We start from the raw sequence: 18,661 nt of genomic DNA, 5'->3' as shown, positions 1-18,661 counted from the left end.
TAATTTAAACATAAAGTTTTAAACGCAGTAATTCATATATTTTTAATGAGTTACTGCGTTTTTTATTGCACATAAGTTACACGTGTAACTTAAAATTAGGTGTGACGTTCATCGAATTTTAAGTGATAGTATTAAAAATAGTTGTTATTTTTGTAGTAAATTACTCACCTTGTAGGGTTGTGAAATACGGCGTTAACTGTTGTATAATGTGCTTTTATAGATTAAATACATAAGAGCAGACACTATTTTACATTTTTTGGCGTTTATATAGACCTAAGAGTTTTAATAATTTAAAAATAAAGTTTTTATAAAATTACTCTAAGAGTTTATTGCAATTCCCCAAGTTGCCATACTCTTTACAAAAATTGACTTAACCTATGCAACCAAGTAAAAGAAAACTTGCGTTATGTGCTATGCTATTAGTTTTTGGCTTTATAGTATGTACTAGCGCTATTGCTAACCCTAAAGTTTACGACTTTATAACAGACGTAATAACTTTTGATGATGCTTTATTTAAAGCACTAACATTGGAGGAGAAAAAAGAAACTCCTGCCAAAGAAAAAACAAACTTCTCCAAGTTTACTACTAAAACAGAGACAAAAGCCAATACGCTGGCAGCACCTGTAATGTTTGCAACTATTATTAATGGAGCAAATGAAGAGAGTACTTGTCCTGATGATGGTAGTACACTTGCAAAATTCTTTTTATGTGGTACTGGGGATGATAGAACTGTGTCATTAAGTTCGTCAGGGGGATCATATGTATGGCAAAAATTAGGTTCAGGTTGTTCTTTTGTAGGAGCAGATGATTGCCCTACATACAATAGTGCTTGTAGTGGAGATTGGGTTACAGTAGGTAATGACCCAACTTATTTATTAGATGCTAGTGATGCAGGGGTAGAAGGGGAGTATAGAGTACGTATAGGCTCTGGAGTTTACTATCATTTTAGAGTAACATCTAACCCATTAGATCCTCAAATAACATCAAAAAATATTATTTGTGGTAACTCAGGTAATATAGAAGTTACTAATGTACCTGCTGGGTATGAGTATAGTTTAAATTCTTCAACAGGACCTTTTCAAGATAGTCCTTCTTTTGATATTACAGCACCTGGAGATTACCAAGTGTTTGCACAGTTAAAAGATGCGCCAGCAACATCTTGTATATTTCCATCAGAAGTAATTACTATTACAGAGGAAACAATGACAGTAGATGTAACCAAAACAGATATTGTTTGTAGTGGTGAAAAAGGGAACGTAGGAGTATCTGTTTCTGGAGCAACAGGTTTTTATAGCTATAGACTTTTAAAAGGTGGAGTAACATTAGATACCTTTGGTCCTAGTGCTAATACAAATCATACTTTTAATAATTTAGGTCCTGGTACATACTCTGTACAAGTAGAAACTAATGATTGTGATGTAACCGTAACAGAAATTGCAGGTGACCCAATAACAATAGGTAATGGTTTAGATCCTATAGAAGCTACAGCTTTTGCAACAGATAGTTTTGGTTGTGGAGCAACAAGTGTAGATGTAACTTTAGATGTATCTGGAGGAACGTCTCCTTTTCGTTATAGTTTAGATGCAGGTACAACTTATAGCTCTACTTTTGCTAGTTCGGTTGTATTTACAGTAAGTTCTGCAGGTACTTATAATATATTGGTAGAAGATGTAAATGGTTGTACAAAAGAAGCAGCCGTAGAAGTACAAAATATACCACCACCAGTTTTTAATGTAACGGCAGATGATGCTAATTGTGGTGGAGCCAATAATGGTAGGTTAACGGTGAACGTTACAAATAGTAATGGTTATGCATTAGAGTATAGTAATGATAATGGTGTAACTTTTCAAAATAGTAATGTGTTTTCTAGTTTAGCACCAGGTTCTTATGATGTTGTTGTTAGGTACGAGCAAGATACTTTTGTGTGTACAACAGCACCTGTAACACAAACAATAGGCACGCCTTCATCTATAATTTCATCTACATCAACAACAGCAGAACCAAGTTGTGGAAATGAAAACGGAGGAGAAATTACGTTTGCACCAGCAACAGGTGGTACAGGACCTTATGAGTATAGTATTGGATCTGGCTTTGTATTGGGTAACACTGTTTTTCCAGGGTTATCACAAGGAAGTACATATACGCCACAAGTTAGAGATAGTAATGGTTGTGTAGAAACATTGCCAGATGTAACTTTTGCGGCATTAAATAAACCAACAGATATAGATTTTACTGTTTCTAGTATAGACTGTGCTACAGGTACAGCAACTGTAACTTTAGCTGTTACAGACGGAGGAACAATAACAGATTATGAGATTATAGCTCCAAGTCCAGTATCAAACGGTACAAACAATATATTTACGGGTTTAGGTATAGGTAGTTATACATTTAGAGTAACAGATGCAGGTGGCTGTTCTTACACAGAAAGTTTTGCTATTACAGATATCAGTTCTATTAAAGTTACTGCGCAATTACAAGATAATGTTACTTGTGTGGGAGATTCTGATGGTCGTGGACGTTTTGTTGTAGACGGTTTTTCATCTTCATACTCATATCAAATTGATGCTAATCCAGTTGTTTCTGGAGAGACAGATAATCTAATAAATGTATCTAGTTTATCAGCTGGTAGCTACACAATTACTGTAACAGATGATGAGACCAGTTGTGTAGAAACTGCAACTTTAACAATAAATGAACCTACAGCAGCTTTGGCAATGGCTCCTACGCTAACTCCAATGAGTTGCGATAATAATAACAGAGGATCTATTAGAGCAAATGCATCTGGTGGATGGGGAGGTTATTCATATACATTAGAAAGACCCGGAACATTGTCAGATATAGGTCCAAGAAGTAACCCTAATTTTACAGGGTTAAGTTACCCTGGTGCCTATGTTTTAACTGTTGAAGATAGTGAAGGGTGTTCTACATCATTCAATTTTACGTTAACACCATTAAGTTCACCATCATTAGTGATAGATACTAGTGCATCAGATTTTTGTTTTGATAGTACAGATGCTGCAACTATAAATGTAACAGCTTCAGGAGGAGACGGAAATTATGAATATCGTGTAAATGGAGGAGCTTGGTTTGCAGGTTCAGCTACAGAAAATATTCCTGCTCCAGGTCCTGGTAGTTACCAAATACAAGTTCGTGATGGTAATGGCTGTACAGATACAGTAGGTAGAAACATTAGACCACAAACAACAACAACAGTTGCAATACAAAAAGAATTAACCTGTAGTTTAGTTCCGGGAGACGGAGATGCAGAAATAAGAGTAAATGTTTCTAACGGTAATACGCCTTACCAAACTTATGAAGTAAGTTATAATGGCGGAACTTACTCTCCAGCAGTACCTTTTACAGGAGCTTCATTTGTGTATACTACTGCTTTAGAAGGAACATATCAATTTAGAATAACAGATAATGAGGCTTGTACAGTAGAAACAAATGTAATAACATTAAATCCTACAGAGCCAATTGCTGCTACTGCCAATGTTACAGATCCTACTTGTGGAGATGATAGTACAGGTAGTGTAGAATTAATAGCAGATACCACAGTTGGTGTACCTCCTTATCAATATAGTGCAGATAACACAACATTTACAAATCAGCCTGTATTTAGTAATTTATCTCCAGGTAATTATACATATTACGTAAGAGATAGTAGAGGCTGTAATATAGGAGTTCCTTTTACAGTAGGTCCTGCAGCACCGGCGGTAGATGCAACAGTAGATTTTACACCTCCAACTTGTGGTGTAGCTCCAGCAGACGGAGAAATAAATGTTACAGCCGTATCTAATGGTACAGCGCCATTTACATACACATTATTAGACACAGCGGGTAATGTTTTAGCAACTGTTGGTCCTACAGCGGCAACAACAGCTAATTTCCCTGGTTTAGCAGAGGGAGATTATGTTGTAGAAACTACAGATGCTAGTACTTGTGAAGACAGAGACGTAATTAATTTAAGACAAAATAGTTTAACAATAACTCCAGTACCAACACCAGGGCCAGATTGCTCTACAGCTTTTACTTTTTTAGTAGATATTGCAGGTGGAACAGCGCCGTATTTAATAGGTTTGGTTGGTGAAACATTAGTGTCTCCAAATGTAGATGCAGATACGCACGATTTTACAGGGCAAGTTGAGTATGGAATAACATATTTTGTTGAGGTTGTAGATGATAATGGTTGTAGATATATACAACAGATAGATCCTTTACCAACACTAGACCCATTAACTGTAGACGCTTCATCTTCAGCAGCATCTTGTTCTGTGCCAGACGATGCAGATATAGATTATGTAATAGATGGTTTACCAAACGGATCTGATATTATCATTAGTTTAACAAATACAGATACAGGAGCAGTTATTAGTGGTCCTATAACAGAAACTAATGTTACATTTCCACATTCTGGAACTTTTACAGGCTTGCCTATAGGTAATTATCAAGTAATAGTAACAGAAGACACGGGTACAGCTAATTACTGTAATGCAAGTGCTTTGGTTTCAATAACAAATGATAATCCAACACCAGTTGTGGAGCGTAATACAAATGCAAACTGTTTAAATCCAAACGGACAGTTAGTGTTGCGTGGAGTTGGTGGGTCGCCAGTATATACTTTTGGAGTAGTGCCAACAGGAGATCCAGCACCAGCCTTAACAACAAATAATGTATACGATTTACCACCAGGAACATATGATGTTTATATACAAGATAGTAAAGGATGTACTTCTTTATTAACAGGTGTTGTAGTAGATATGGATCCAGCCTTGGCAGATCCAACAGTAGATGTAACTAACCAATGTGTTGCCGTAGCAAATTATACTATAGATGTTACTTCGCCTTTAACAACACCAGGTGGTCCAGAAACTACTTTTCAATATGATATTGGTAATGGTTTTCAAGATAGTCCTAACTTTACAGTGCCAAATGCAGGTTCATACACAGTAACTGTGCGTGATGGTAATGGTTGTACAAGTAGTACGATTGTAGAAGTTTTCGATTTCTTTTCAATCTCAGCAAGTGCTTCATCACAACCATCATGTAATAATGCAGATGGTATTGTAACAGTAGAAACCACTGGCGGTAGTGGTAGATTTAGGTATGAGTTAAATGACGGTACAACTACAGTAACTCACGAGCCTACAGATACAGATCCAGAAGTTTTTACAGGTTTAGCACCAGGTAGTTATAGTATTACTGTTACAGATTTGGACTCTAATACAGCTCCATTATGTTCTGATATTACTACGGTAGAAATTATTACAGTTAATACACCAATTATAAGTAATACTGTTGTAGAAAATGTGTCTTGTAATGGCGCTGATGATGGTAGTATAACTGTAGAGTTAGATCCTGCTTCTGCTACAGATGCACCATTTACATATAATATTTATGTAGGGGCAAGTACAACACCATTACAATCTATAGAAGATCCAACTTTTGAAAATTTAGCACCAGGTACTTATCAAGTTGAGGTAGTTTCGGATAGAGGTTGTGCAGTGAGGTCTTTAGATATTGTTGTAGATGAACCAACTGTTTTACAAGTAGCTGTAGATGCACCAGATTTTACTTGTAATCCTTCAGCAAATTCATTTAGTACAACAACCATTACTATTTATACAGATGATAATGGAGATGGTACAGGAACACCAACAGGTAATGGCTCATATAGCTATAGCTTAAATGATGGTACTCCTTTTTATGACGGTACTAATTTTCAGTCTTCAAACACTTTTGAAATTATTGATAGAGGTGTAGACCAAACTATTGATGTTATTGTAAGAGATGATAAAGGTTGTGAGACTATAGAAACTATTACAATATTAACGCCTACAGACCTAACATTTAATTTTAATTTGTTAAGTGGTATTACTTGTGATGCTACAGGTGCAGGTTCTGCTCCAGGACAGTTAGAAATAATAATAGATCAGGGTCCTGGTAATTATGAGGTGCAAGTTTTGCCCCTTGGTTCTCAACCAGCGCAATTATCTGGTGGTACAGATCGTGTAGTTTGGGATGTAACAGTTCCTGGAGATTATATTTTTGCGGTAAGGGATATAGATAGCGGTACGTGTTTATTTGTTACACCAACAACAACAGTTCCGGACTTTAATGTTATAGAAGCCGTAATAAGTGAAGTTAAACCAGTTTCTTGTTTTGGTGCTAGTGACGGTGAAATAGGTATAGTAGTTAACAACTACTCTGGCGCTTATAATTACGAAGTGTTTTTAGTAGATAATACAGGAGCAGAAGTAACTACAGGTGTTACGGGTTCTTTTGATACTACAGCACCAATAACAACACCAGAAATTATAACAGGTTTACCTGCGGGTAATTTAATTGTAAGAGTAGAGGCGTTACAAACTCCGTTTTGTGATACATCTAGTAATACAGCACCAGTAAGATCACCAGATAGGGCATTAACTACTATGGCAGAGCAGACTGCTTATGTTACTTGTGAGGTTCCTGGATTGGGAGAAATTACAGCAACAGCAGATGGTGGTTGGGGTACTTATGAATATCAATTAGAGAAAGAAACAGCAACAGCAGGTACATACACTGTTGAGGTTGCTTATGGGACTTCTCCAATTTTTAGTGACTTATCGGAGGGTAATTATAGAGTTAGTACAAGAGACGATGGTGGTTGTATTGTTTTTGATGATATAACACTTAGTTTACCAGTTGCAATAAACTCAGATATAGAAATAGTACAACCTTTACTTTGTCCTGGAGCAAATGATGGTGTAATTAGAGCATTTAATGTAACAGGTGGTGAAGATTTAGATGGTGACGGTGAAGAGTATTTATTTCAATTAAATAGATTAGATAGTTCTGGTACAATTACAAACACAAGTGGATTACAAGAGTCTGCTACGTTCCCTAACTTACCAGCAGGTTTTTATACCATTACGGTTTTTGATGGGTGGAGCTGTAGCTTTACAACACCACAAATATCAATAATAGATCCAGAACCAGTAGAGGCGGAGCTAGTGGAAATTACACCTCCTGGATGTGGAGATTTAGGAAGAATTGGTCTTAGTGTAACTAACCCAGTAGCCGGTATGGAGTATTTTTATAGAAGGTCAGGAACAACAGATGCTTTCGTTAGCTTTGGCGGTCCAGATGTGATATCAGTAGTTATTACTATTCCAGATATTGATGTAGATCCAGGACCATTCCAGTATGATGTTCAAAACGGAAACGGATGTCCAGAGCAACAATCTAATGAGGTTGGTTTGGATAAAGCACTTCCTTTGGTTGTAGCTTTAGATTTAGTTGATGCACAAATTAAGTGTCAAGGAGAAGCAACAGCAATTGTTAGATCAGAAGCATTTGGAGGAATAGGAAACTATAGGTATACTTTAGTTAATAACAATTTAGGAGGTGTGCCTACAGTACCAACCGCTGCAGATATAGTTAGTCCAGAACAAGAGTCTGGTGTATTTAGAAATTTATCACCAGGTACATATTATGTATATGCTACCAGTGGAGGTTGTTCTGCAATATCTGATATTATAGAGATAGAACCAAAAACACCTTTAGAGGTATTAGTAGCTGAGTCTAACCCAGTTAGTTGTACAGGAGATTTTGATGGTAGTATTAGAATTGAAGCTATAGGCGGAACAGGGGAAATTAAGTTTTCTATCTCAGATACTTTAAGTGAATTTTTTGTTGGTGATGAAAACCCTAACACAATTACTTTTGAAGATTTAGCACCAGGTACATACTCTGTTTTAATACAAGATTCTGTAGGTTGTAGTATACTAAGAGAAATTATTGTAGAGGAACCAGAAGTACTTGTTGTAGCAGATGTAGACACTACACCAGAGTTGTGTATTAACGCATCAGACGGTACAGCTACCTTGTCTATAGATGGTGGAACCCCTTTTGTAGACCCGGTAACTGGAGTTGAGTATTATGAAACAAGTGTAAACTCATCAGACCCAGCAGATTTTGTTAGAAATGACAACTTGTTTTTTGATAACCTAGCAGGAGGAGAAACGTATGTTGTGTTTATTAGAGATGCTAATTTGTGTGATACTAATGCTATTATAAATATAGATTACGGGGTAGATTTAAGTGCAACACCAATTATTGAATACGGTTGTAGTGGTATATTCCCTTTTAGTACAGTAACTATAGATATGGCAGATAGTAGTGTTATGTCAGATTTAATGTTTTCTTTGGATGTAGATGATATTGCTTTGGCAACGACACAAAATGTATTTGGAGATTTAGCACCTGATACCACGCATACAGTATATATATATCATAGTAATGGTTGTTCTACTTCAGTAGACTTTACTTTAGATGCTTATGATCCGTTAACTTTATCAGCAATTAAAACTGGTCCTAATGAGATAACAGCTTTAGCCCAAGGTGGGTACGGAGGATATACATATTTCTTTCAAGGAATTTCACAAGGAGACAACACAATATATCAGTTAAATGAAGACGAAACAGTAACTGTACGTGTAGAGGATGCTCAAGGTTGTGTAGTTGAGGTTAAGTTAGAATTTGAGTTTACTGGTAAAATAGAAATTCCTAATTTCTTTACACCAAATGGTGATAATGAAAATGATAGATGGGCACCTAAAAACAGAGAGTTTTTTCCAGACATAGAAATTATAATTTATGATAGGTATGGTAGAGTAGTAGCAAGGTTAGATGATGTTACTTCTTGGGATGGTACTTATGAAGGTAACGAGGTTCCTACTGGAGATTACTGGTATGTGGTTAATGCCAATGATAAAGAAAAACAACGTTATGTTGGTCACTTTACACTATATAGATAATTTTAAATTTAAAAGGCGCTATTAGCGCCTTTTTTAGTTAATAGAGTCAAAAGTATTGGGTAATTTTGTACTGTAATTTATTGCTGTTATGAATGAAGAAAGATTAAACACTGCCTCCCACGCTATAGGAGCTGTTTTAGGTGTAGTAGGTTTATTTGTGTTGCTCTATTTTAATACTAATAAAACAACATTTGCATTATTTAGTTTAGTAGTTTATGGAGCTTCTATAATAGTGCTTTACACAGCATCTACGTTGTATCATGCAGCAACAACCAAAGCTTTAAAAGAAAAATATAGAATATTAGACCATAGTAGTATTTATGTGCTAATAGCTGGCACATATACACCTGTGGCGTTAATAACATTAGAAAGTGGTAATGGTTGGCTTATTTTTTGGGTTGTATGGGGTATTGCGCTTTTAGGTATTATTTTAAAGCTTTTTTTTACTGGTAGGTTTGAGGCTATTTCTCTATTGCTTTACTTAGCAATGGGGTGGTTAATTGTTTTAGACTACAGTAGCTTAGTAGCAAGCGTAAGTCCGTTTGCATTAAATTTATTAATGTTAGGAGGAGCGTTTTATACTTTTGGTATTGTTTTTTATGCTATACATAAAATACCTTACAATCACTTTATTTGGCACTTGTTTGTGTTAGCAGGTAGTATTTCTCATTTTTTCTTTATTCTAACACTTTTATAAAGTTATTTTAAGATTTAATAATATCACTATAATCTTCAAAAAAAGCTTCAAACTTTTGCATATTTTCATTTAAAAAAACCATAGTTTCTTGCCATGTGTTTTTGTTGTGTATGCTAACATTTTCTTTAATTACATAAATTCTAGAAATCTCTTTTTTATTATCTAAGATATAAGAATCTTTAAAAATGGCACCGGGTAAAAAATCTGAAGTTAAAATAGACTTTAAAGAGGCTAGTTTTTCCCAAGTATCTATTTGTTTCTCTAAATCGTTATGTTCTAAATCTAAAGTAACCATTGCGTTTTTCTTATCAAAATAGAACTTAAAAGATAAATTTTTAATATCAGTGTTATATAAAGTCCATTTTCTTGGAAACGATTTTCCAAAAGAAATCCAGAATTCTTCACGCAATTTTTTAGATTCTTCTCTACTAAACATATCTTAAATAAAATAAGCAATGGCTATACCAAAAATAATAACTAATAACTTTCTTAAATTAAATTTGTGACCTTCGGAACTTTCAAATAAAATAACAGTAGAAATATGTAGTAATACCCCAATAACTAAAGCTGTTATTTGTATCTGGTATGTTTTTAGTATAGTTAAATTATTACTTAATAAACTACCTAAAGGAGTCATAAAAGCAAATAGGGTAATAAACAATATTGCTTGTGCTAATTTAATTTTAGAATTAAGTAAAAAAATACTTAAAATTATAGCAATAGGAATTTTATGTACAAGTATGCCATACACAAAATTATGATTGTGGTGGTGTCCTAATGGCATACCTTCTAATAAGGAATGTATAGATAAACTTATAAAAAGCATCCAAGGCAAATTAACGTTATCAATATTTAGGTGTACGTGACCGTGTTCTGCTCCTTTAGAAAAAAACTCTAAAAATATTTGTAGCAGTATACCTAACATAATAAAAACACCAACTTGTTTTGGGTGTCCGTGCTTGTATACCTCAGGAAAAAGTTCAAAAACAGTTATAGCCAATAAAAAAGCGCCACTAAAAGCTAGTAGTAATTTAAAAATTTCTTTATTTTTTGGTTTGGTAACGTAAACAAAAATAAAACTAAGTAATACCCCAAGAATAGGTAAAATATAAATCATATAAATACAATTTTGCAGACAAAATGCAATAAGGGGCAAAATTAATGTATTTTTGCGTATTCTTTAATATACCTATGGATAATTATAAAATGATAGCCAAAACCTTATTTGGTTTTGAAGAGATTTTAGCAAAAGAATTGCGCAACTTAGGCGCTTTAAATGTAAAAGAAGGCGTGCGTTGTGTCTTTTTTGAAGGAGATAAGGGTTTTATGTACAAAGCAAACTTATGCTTGCGTACAGCTATTAAAATTATAAAACCAGTAACTTCTTTTAAGGTTTATAATGAGCAAGATTTATATAGAAAAATGTACGCTATAGATTGGGGAGAGTTTTTAACAACTGATACCACTTTTGCTATAGATACAACTATAAAGTCTGATATGTTTACTCACTCTTTATATGTGTCTCAAAAAGTAAAAGATGCTATTGTAGATAAATTTAGAGATACAGAAGGCGAAAGACCAAATGTAGATGTTAAGTTCCCAGATGTACGTTTTAATATACATATTCAGAATGATACTTGTAATGTGGCATTAGATTCATCAGGAAGATCTTTGCACCAACGTGGTTACAGAACGGCAACCAATATAGCGCCAATAAATGAGGTTTTAGCAGCCGGTTGTTTGTTGTTAAGCGGTTGGGATGGTCAGTGTGACTTTATAGACCCTATGTGTGGTAGTGGTACTTTTTTAACTGAAGCTGCAATGATTGCCTGTAACATACCGGCAAATATTAATAGAAAAGAATTTGCTTTTGAAAAATGGTCGGATTTTGATGAAGATTTGTTTGAGAAGATTGTAGATAGTAGTTTAAACAAAACAAGAGATTTTCATTTTAAAATAAAAGGTTTTGATAAAGCACCTTCTGCTGTACGAAAAGCTCAAGACAACGTAGAAAATGCAAATTTAGATGATTATATAACTGTTGAGCGTAAAAACTTTTTTGATACAGAAAAAGAGATCAACGGTCATTTGCATATTGTGTTTAATCCGCCTTATGGTGAAAGACTAAATATAGAGATGGAAGAGTTTTATGCGAGCATAGGAGATACGCTAAAACAAAAATATCCAGGAACAGATGCTTGGTTTATAACATCTAACTTAGAAGCATTAAAACACGTAGGTTTACGTCCGTCTAGAAAAATAAAAGTGTTTAATAGTCACTTAGAATCTAGGCTTGTAAAATATGTTATGTATGAGGGCAGTAAAAAGGCTAAATTTAATAAAAGTGTAGATTAGTATTAATTAACTTTTATAAAGATATAAATACTAAAAAAGGTCAAAAACATATGTTTTTGACCTTTTTTATGTTAAAAATAACTTTTTATATTGTTTACTATTTTTTTAGAGATTTTCTAGGTTTGCTATCTTCTGTAGGTTTAGATTCTTCTTCGGTTTGCACAGGTTCCTTTTTCTTTTTAGCTCTTTTATATAATGGTATTAAGTAGCTAATACTGTAATTATATCCAGTTCCAAAATTACTCCCTTCTGTAGTTTTATTAAATCCTGGTATCCATATATTAGCAAAACCATCAGCTGTTTTATTACTTAATAAATACCCTAAACGTACACTAGCGCCTAAATATAAATTTTTAAATATCTCTACTTTAGTGCCTAAAACAAACTCTAACCAAGATGCATTTAAACCATCAAACTCAGATAAGTTTTCTGTACCAGGCAAAAAATCATCTTGCCAATACCTATTACTATCATAAATTTGATAACTGTTTACTTTTTGTTTAAATGTACTGTATGCGTATCTACCTCCAATGTAAATAGAGTTATTCATTCCATACCAATTATCGTATACATTTATATCTACACCTAGTTTTAAATAGCTACCTGTGGTGGTAAAATTAAAATTATCCTCATCTCTGGTGTTTTCTTCGTTACCAAGTTCTGCTGCAACATATAGGTTTTGAGACAGTCTATAATCTCCTGTAATTTCTAAACCCTTGTAATCTTCTCTGTAGAAATTTTGAGCAAGCCTATTTAAGTCAACCCCTAAACGTATACCGTAAGGTTGCTTATAAACAAGCGTATCTTTTTTGTTTAAATCAATTGTTTTACTCTGGGCAAAGCCGTTAAAAACAATACTAAAAAGGAAAATACTAGTGATAAATTTTAACATGTGTTACGGCTATGTTTTCTACTTTGGTTTCTACTACTTCTACATTTTTAATCCAATTATCTGCATCTGCAGTAAGTGTGCTTGTTAAATCATTGTAATGAATAACATATCCACAGGCTCTAGAAATATAGACTTCTTTAGTAGTGTAATTAAACGTTACAGTATCTGTGTTACCTGTTTCGTCTCCATCTTCATTATCAGCAGAGTTAGAGATTAAATTATAGGTTGTAGAGGTTTCATTTATACGCAAAGGAATACTAATGGTTTTTAAATCGGTCCTGTCTACAACTGTGTCTACAGTGGTATCTTTACCTTCACCAACAACTCTAAGTTTAGCTACTGCTTTTTCAGTTTCTTCCTCTGCTTCAAAATCATAAAAATTTATAATTAATAAAGCAGTGTCACCGTCTACACAAATATCATCTTTTTCACAAGATGTAAAGCCTGTAAACAAAATAATTGCGGCTAATATTCCTATTTTTTTCATCAATATATAGTTTGATTTCTTTTTAATTTGGAACAATTATTATGCCCTCTTTTTTAAAAGTACAACATTTTCTACGTGATGCGTTTGCGGAAACATATCTACGGCCTGTAATCTAGTAATCTCATACATATCATTCATTAATTCTAAATCTCTTGCTTGCGTAGCACTGTTGCAACTTACGTAAACCACTTTATTAGGGGCAATAGCTAAAATTTGTTCAACTACATCTTTGTGCATACCTTCTCTTGGTGGATCTGTAATAATTACGTCTGGTGTACCGTTTTGAGAAATAAACTCAGGATTAAAAATCTTTTTCATATCACCAGCATAAAAAACAGTATTATCTATTTTATTATGCTTAGCATTGGCTTTAGCATCTTCTATAGCTTCTGGTACAGCCTCTATACCAACTACTTTTTTTGCTTTTTTAGATACAAACTGAGCAATAGTTCCTGTACCTGTATATAAGTCATATACTAGTTCATCACCGCTAAGTTCTGCAAAATCTCTAGTAATTTTATACAACTCATATGCTTGTTCTGAGTTAGTTTGATAAAAAGACTTTGGATTTATTTTAAATTGAAGACCTTCCATTTCTTCAAAAATATGATCTCTACCAGCAAAACAGACAATGTCTTGATCGTAAATAGTATCGTTATGTTTTTGGTTAATTACATACAATAAGGCAGTAATTTCTGGAAACGTAGTAGCCAAGTGGTTTAAAAGTGCTTCTCTGTTTTCTTTATGATCATCAAAAAACTGAATAAGTACCATAATTTCTCCTGTAGAAGAAGTACGTATCATTAACGTACGTAACTCACCTGTATGGTGTCTAGGGTTAAAAAATGTCATATTAGTTTTTGTAGCAAACTCTTTAGTTTCTAACCTAATTGCGTTAGATGGGTCTGCTTGTAAATGACACTTTTTAATGTCTAAAATTTTATCCCACATACCAGGAATATGAAATCCTAGGGCATTACGGTCTTCAATTTCTTTGTCTGATTTTACTTCGTCTAAAGTTAACCACCTACTATCAGAAAAAGAAAACTCCATTTTATTGCGATAAAAATATTGTTTCTCAGATCCTAAAATAGGAGTAATGGTAGGCAATTGTAAGTGTCCAATTCTTGTTAAATTGTTTTCTACCTCTTTTTGTTTGTAAAACAATTGGTGCTCATAACCCATATGTTGCCACTTGCAACCACCACAAACGCCAAAATGTTCGCATTGTGGTTCTGTTCTTTTATCAGATAAAGTATGGTAATTTATGGCAGTACCTTCAAAATATGCCTTTCTTTTTTTTGTGGTTTGTACATCTACAACATCACCAGGAACGGCGTTGTTTAAAAAAATAACACGTCCGTCAGGAGCTTTTCCTATAGTTTTTCCTTTTGCACCAGCATCTACTACTTCTACATTCTCAAAAACTACTCTTTTTGTTTTTCTTCGCATAGCGCAAAAATAGTAGAATTATTTGTTATCTAAATACTTGCTTATTATTAATTATGAATAAAATTACAGCTAAATTTAATTTATTAGTTTCAATATTATTTTGACGAATTATAAATTAAAGACTAATTAATTATTAATGTCTTAATTTTTTTATGCCCCGTTAGCAATTTGTAATTTGCAGCACATTAAAAAATAAGGTTGATTTCTCTCCTTAAAGCAGGAATCGTTTAAGTTTTATATTTAAAAGAATTAGATTATGTCAATTATTCAAGGATCGGCATCTGCAGACGCAATTGCATTAGAAGAAAAGCACGGAGCACACAACTACCACCCATTACCTGTTGTATTAAACAAAGGAGAAGGTGTGTATGTATGGGATGTAGAAGGTAAAAGATACTACGATTTTTTATCTGCTTATTCTGCAGTAAATCAAGGTCATTGTCACCCAAAAATAGTTGGTGCAATGGTAAACCAAGCACAAACATTAACACTTACATCTAGAGCATTTTATAATGATATGTTAGGTAAATTTGAAAAATTTGCCACAGAAACATTCAACTATGATAAGTTATTGCCAATGAATACTGGTGCAGAAGCAGTAGAAACGGCACTTAAAATATGTAGAAAATGGGCTTATGAAGTTAAAGGGATACCTGAAAATGAAGCGGAAATTATAGTTTGTGAAAATAACTTTCATGGACGTACTACTACAATAATATCATTTTCTAATGATCCTGTTGCTCGTAAAAACTTTGGACCATACACAGATGGTTTTATAAAAATTGAGTACGATAATTTAGCAGCATTACAAACAGCATTAGAGGGTAATAAAAATGTTGCAGGATTTTTAGTAGAGCCTATACAAGGAGAAGCTGGCGTTTACGTTCCTAGTGAAGGCTATTTATCAGCAGCTAAAGAATTGTGTAAAAAACACAATGTATTGTTTATTGCAGACGAAGTACAAACTGGTATTGCACGTACAGGCCGTTTATTAGCTACTTGTGGTAATTGTACTTGTGCAGATAAAAATTGTTCTGGAACTCCAGAGGTTAAAGCAGATATTTTAATTTTAGGTAAAGCATTGTCAGGAGGGTCATACCCAGTTTCTGGTGTTTTAGCTAATGATGATATTATGAATGTTATTACTCCTGGTAACCACGGTAGTACATTTGGGGGTAACCCTGTAGCAGCTGCAATTGGTATTGCTGCTTTAGAGGTTGTTAGAGATGAAAAATTAGCAGAAAACGCTCAGGTTCTTGGTGAGTTGTTTAGAGAAGAATTAGGTAAGTTTATAGAAACTAGCGATTTAGTTACGTTAGTAAGAGGTAAAGGTTTATTAAATGCTATTATAATTAACGATACAGAAGATAGTTCTACTGCTTGGGATATTTGTATGGCATTAAAAGAAAACGGTTTACTAGCTAAACCAACACACGGTAACATTATTAGATTTGCGCCACCATTGGTAATGACTAAAGAACAGTTGTTAGAGTGTGTTGCTATTATTACAAAAACTTTAAGTGAGTTTAAAAAGTAATAGTTACTTCTAAAAAAAAATAATAAAATTAAAGCACGGCTTTTTCTGTGATGGTTAACGTCATAGAGGCCGTGCTTAATTTTGCATTTACACCAATAGGAAATGTAAAATTTGCAGGTATATGCCCAAAAGACATTCCGTATACCGTAGGTATATTTAAAGGTTGTAACCTATCTATAATAACTTCTTTTAGCTTAAATGTTTTTGTTTTATTTGTTGTTTCACAGCCCGCAAAAACACCTAATACTAAGCCAGCAGCATTTTTAAAAGTTTTACCTTCTATTAGTTGTGTCAACATACGGTCTATACGGTAAGGAGACTCTTCTACATCTTCAATACATACAATTTTATTTGTAAAATCTATTTCATGCGGTGTGCCAATTAAAGCGTTAATTAATGTTAAGCTTCCGCCAACCAAAATACCCTTAGCATTACCGGGTGTAATAACATATCTATTATACTCTGTATCTTGTTTTTGTTCTTCCGTTAAGTCAGAATTATGAATAACAACATTCTTTTTAGGATTAATTACTAGTTGCTCTAGCATAGAAATTCCGTACTCGTTATCTAACGTAGTGCCAACAGGGCCGTGAAAACCAACCAAGCCAGTTTCTTTATAAAATCCGTTTAGTAAGGTTGTGATATCACTAAAACCAATAAAAACTTTAGGGTTGTTTTTAATGATGTCATAATTTATCATTTGCATAATACGTGTACAGCCATAACCACCACGTGCACATAAAATACCATCTACATTTGGGTTGGCAAACATTTCGTTTAAGTCTGCAGCTCTTTCTGTATCAGTATTACTAAAATAACCATAATTGCCAATAATACGGTCTGTGTGGTAGGGTATAAAACCCATTTTGCGTAGTGTAGTTTTGGCGTGTTCTAGTCCGTCTGAAGAAATAGCATAACCAGGAGCAACCAAACCAATAGTGTCTCCTCTTTTTAAATTTTTACCTTTTAATATGTGATTTTTAGTAGTGTTAAAATCACTGTTAATTATAGTAATTGGCAACATACTAGCTGCAGCCGTACTAAGGGTAGATGTAATAAATTTTCTTCGTTTAAGCATAGTAATAAATTGTATTTCTACTACTAATATACTCTTTTATGGTTTTACATCAGAACCATTGCCTTTTGATCTTTTTAACTGTCTATTAATTTTTTTTATGGCAGACTCAATAGATTTTTCTGGTTCTATAATATTGTATTCTCCCCAAAAGTTAGGATCTGAAAAACCTACAGCTTCATCACCTAAAATTATAGACATTTTAACTTTATCTTTTCCTTTAGGTAAAACATTGTTTGTATTTTTTTTCCAATCTGTAACTGCCATTTCACAGCTCATACTATAAACAGAGTTAAATAAACGACTATCCCAATCAATTTTAAATTCTAAAATAGCGCTACTGTAGCCGTAGTACCATTTGTTGTTTTTTTCTCTGTAGTCTACACGGTAAGCAACATCTGTTGGCCAAACTTTAGCTTTGTTTGGTTTTTTACGTACAAATAATTTAGCAGCTTTTTGTTTATCTGTAATGTTTAAAGAGTAAATAGCACTGGTAAGTATCTTTTTTTCTGCATCTATGTAAAGTTTTCCTTTATAAAGTGGGTCACTAGTTTTATCATTTTGTTTAAAACTAATAACATATACTAGTCGGTTATTAATGCGCGTAGAGTGGTCAAAAGCAAACTCGTAATATTTTAATGCATCTAGACCAAATATATATTGCGGATACTTCATTACATCTACATACAATGCATTAAAAGGTCCGCCTTGTAATTTTAAAGCAAGTGTATCCATTTTAGAGTAATTGGTGCTCTTTCTTGTTTTATAAAGCTCAACCGCATCTTTACGAGAATTAGAATAAGGAGCTTTGTAAATATTAACTACAGCTTCAGACAGTGATATGTTTTTTCTTCTTTTTTTTATGCTTTCTCTATAAAAGGCAGTCATTAAAGTAGGATCTTCAAAATAATTTTCACCTCTTTTTTTAAGTGTTTCCAAAACTAAAGTTCTAGGATCTTTTGGTGCAGATATATTTATTTCAGTTAAAGCAGTCACTGTAATGTCTAAATATATTTTATTGTTTCCAGATGTTTTTAAATCTTTAATAGCTATGGTTTTAGTTTTATAGCCTAAAAATGAGATAACCAATTGCTTTGTAGAATTCTCTTTTGGTATTTTTAATGAAAACTTACCTTCTGCGTTACTAATACTACTTATGTTAGAGTTTGCAACAGATAAAGTTGCAAAAACAAGTGGTTTTTTAGAGTCACTATCTAATATTTCTCCTTTAAACAAATTAAAATCTTGGGCACTAACATTCATCACCCCTAAAAAAAACAGCATAAAACTGAAAAGAAAATGGTGTAAGACCGACAATTTTACGGGTTTAGTTTGTAAGAGTATCATAGAAAAATGGTTTTTAGT

The 18,661-nt window shown here is 33.5% G+C and carries 11 protein-coding genes; 4 read left to right on the top strand and 7 right to left on the bottom strand.

What is annotated here, in order from left to right; all coding sequences use genetic code 11:
• Positions 1-377: 377 nt before the first annotated feature.
• Positions 378-8,801 (top strand): T9SS type B sorting domain-containing protein, encoded by an 8,424-nt coding sequence (locus tag Q4487_RS13470; protein ID WP_303543413.1) that lies wholly within the window; start codon positions 378-380, stop codon positions 8,799-8,801.
• 88 nt (positions 8,802-8,889) lie between these two features.
• The gene (locus tag Q4487_RS13465) at positions 8,890-9,498 is read left to right on the top strand and encodes a hemolysin III family protein (protein ID WP_303543415.1); all 609 of its coding nucleotides are present in this window, start codon (positions 8,890-8,892) and stop codon (positions 9,496-9,498) included.
• Positions 9,499-9,505: 7 nt separating this feature from the next.
• Here Q4487_RS13465 and Q4487_RS13460 read toward each other — a convergent pair whose 3' ends face one another.
• Together Q4487_RS13460 and Q4487_RS13455 are read right to left on the bottom strand one after the other, a co-directional pair.
• Positions 9,506-9,934, bottom strand: a complete 429-nt coding sequence (locus Q4487_RS13460; protein ID WP_100895416.1) for a DUF4268 domain-containing protein — start codon at positions 9,932-9,934, stop codon at positions 9,506-9,508.
• 3 nt (positions 9,935-9,937) lie between these two features.
• Positions 9,938-10,615: a ZIP family metal transporter gene (locus tag Q4487_RS13455; RefSeq protein WP_303543418.1), complete on the bottom strand. Its 678-nt coding sequence runs from the start codon at positions 10,613-10,615 to the stop codon at positions 9,938-9,940.
• Positions 10,616-10,689: 74 nt separating this feature from the next.
• Here Q4487_RS13455 and Q4487_RS13450 point away from each other — a divergent pair, with 74 nt between their 5' ends.
• Positions 10,690-11,853, top strand: a complete 1,164-nt coding sequence (locus Q4487_RS13450; RefSeq protein ID WP_303543420.1) for a class I SAM-dependent RNA methyltransferase — start codon at positions 10,690-10,692, stop codon at positions 11,851-11,853.
• Between the two features lie 97 nt (positions 11,854-11,950).
• On the opposite strand, the gene Q4487_RS13445 is transcribed toward Q4487_RS13450, so the two are convergent.
• From Q4487_RS13445 to rlmD, 3 genes are read right to left on the bottom strand one after another with little or no spacing between them, the layout of a single operon-like run.
• Positions 11,951-12,745, bottom strand: a complete 795-nt coding sequence (locus tag Q4487_RS13445) for a DUF6048 family protein (RefSeq protein ID WP_303543422.1) — start codon at positions 12,743-12,745, stop codon at positions 11,951-11,953.
• Positions 12,726-13,232, bottom strand: coding sequence for a DUF6452 family protein (locus Q4487_RS13440; protein WP_303543423.1), 507 nt, complete (start codon positions 13,230-13,232; stop codon positions 12,726-12,728). The genes Q4487_RS13445 and Q4487_RS13440 overlap by 20 nt, the downstream gene beginning before the upstream one ends.
• A 39-nt stretch (positions 13,233-13,271) precedes the next feature.
• A complete protein-coding gene (gene rlmD, locus Q4487_RS13435; protein WP_100895421.1) occupies positions 13,272-14,684 on the bottom strand; it encodes a 23S rRNA (uracil(1939)-C(5))-methyltransferase RlmD in 1,413 nt (470 codons plus the stop codon).
• A gap of 256 nt (positions 14,685-14,940) precedes the next feature.
• On the opposite strand from rlmD, the gene rocD reads away from it, so the two are divergent.
• Positions 14,941-16,221, top strand: coding sequence for an ornithine--oxo-acid transaminase (rocD, locus tag Q4487_RS13430; RefSeq protein WP_100895422.1), 1,281 nt, complete (start codon positions 14,941-14,943; stop codon positions 16,219-16,221).
• A gap of 28 nt (positions 16,222-16,249) precedes the next feature.
• On the opposite strand, the gene Q4487_RS13425 is transcribed toward rocD, so the two are convergent.
• Complete coding sequence (locus tag Q4487_RS13425; protein ID WP_303543426.1) at positions 16,250-17,299, bottom strand: LD-carboxypeptidase; 1,050 nt, start codon at positions 17,297-17,299, stop codon at positions 16,250-16,252.
• A gap of 36 nt (positions 17,300-17,335) precedes the next feature.
• On the bottom strand, positions 17,336-18,643 hold the full coding sequence (locus tag Q4487_RS13420; RefSeq protein ID WP_303571896.1) for a carboxypeptidase-like regulatory domain-containing protein: 1,308 nt from the start codon (positions 18,641-18,643) through the stop codon (positions 17,336-17,338).
• Between the last annotated feature and the right edge of the window lie 18 nt (positions 18,644-18,661).

This window comes from Cellulophaga sp. 3_MG-2023 (assembly GCF_030546975.1).
Taxonomy (GTDB): Bacteria; Bacteroidota; Bacteroidia; order Flavobacteriales; family Flavobacteriaceae; genus Cellulophaga.
The sequence above is the reverse complement of the archived record's forward strand: the minus strand, read 5'-3'. Positions and strand labels throughout refer to the sequence as shown.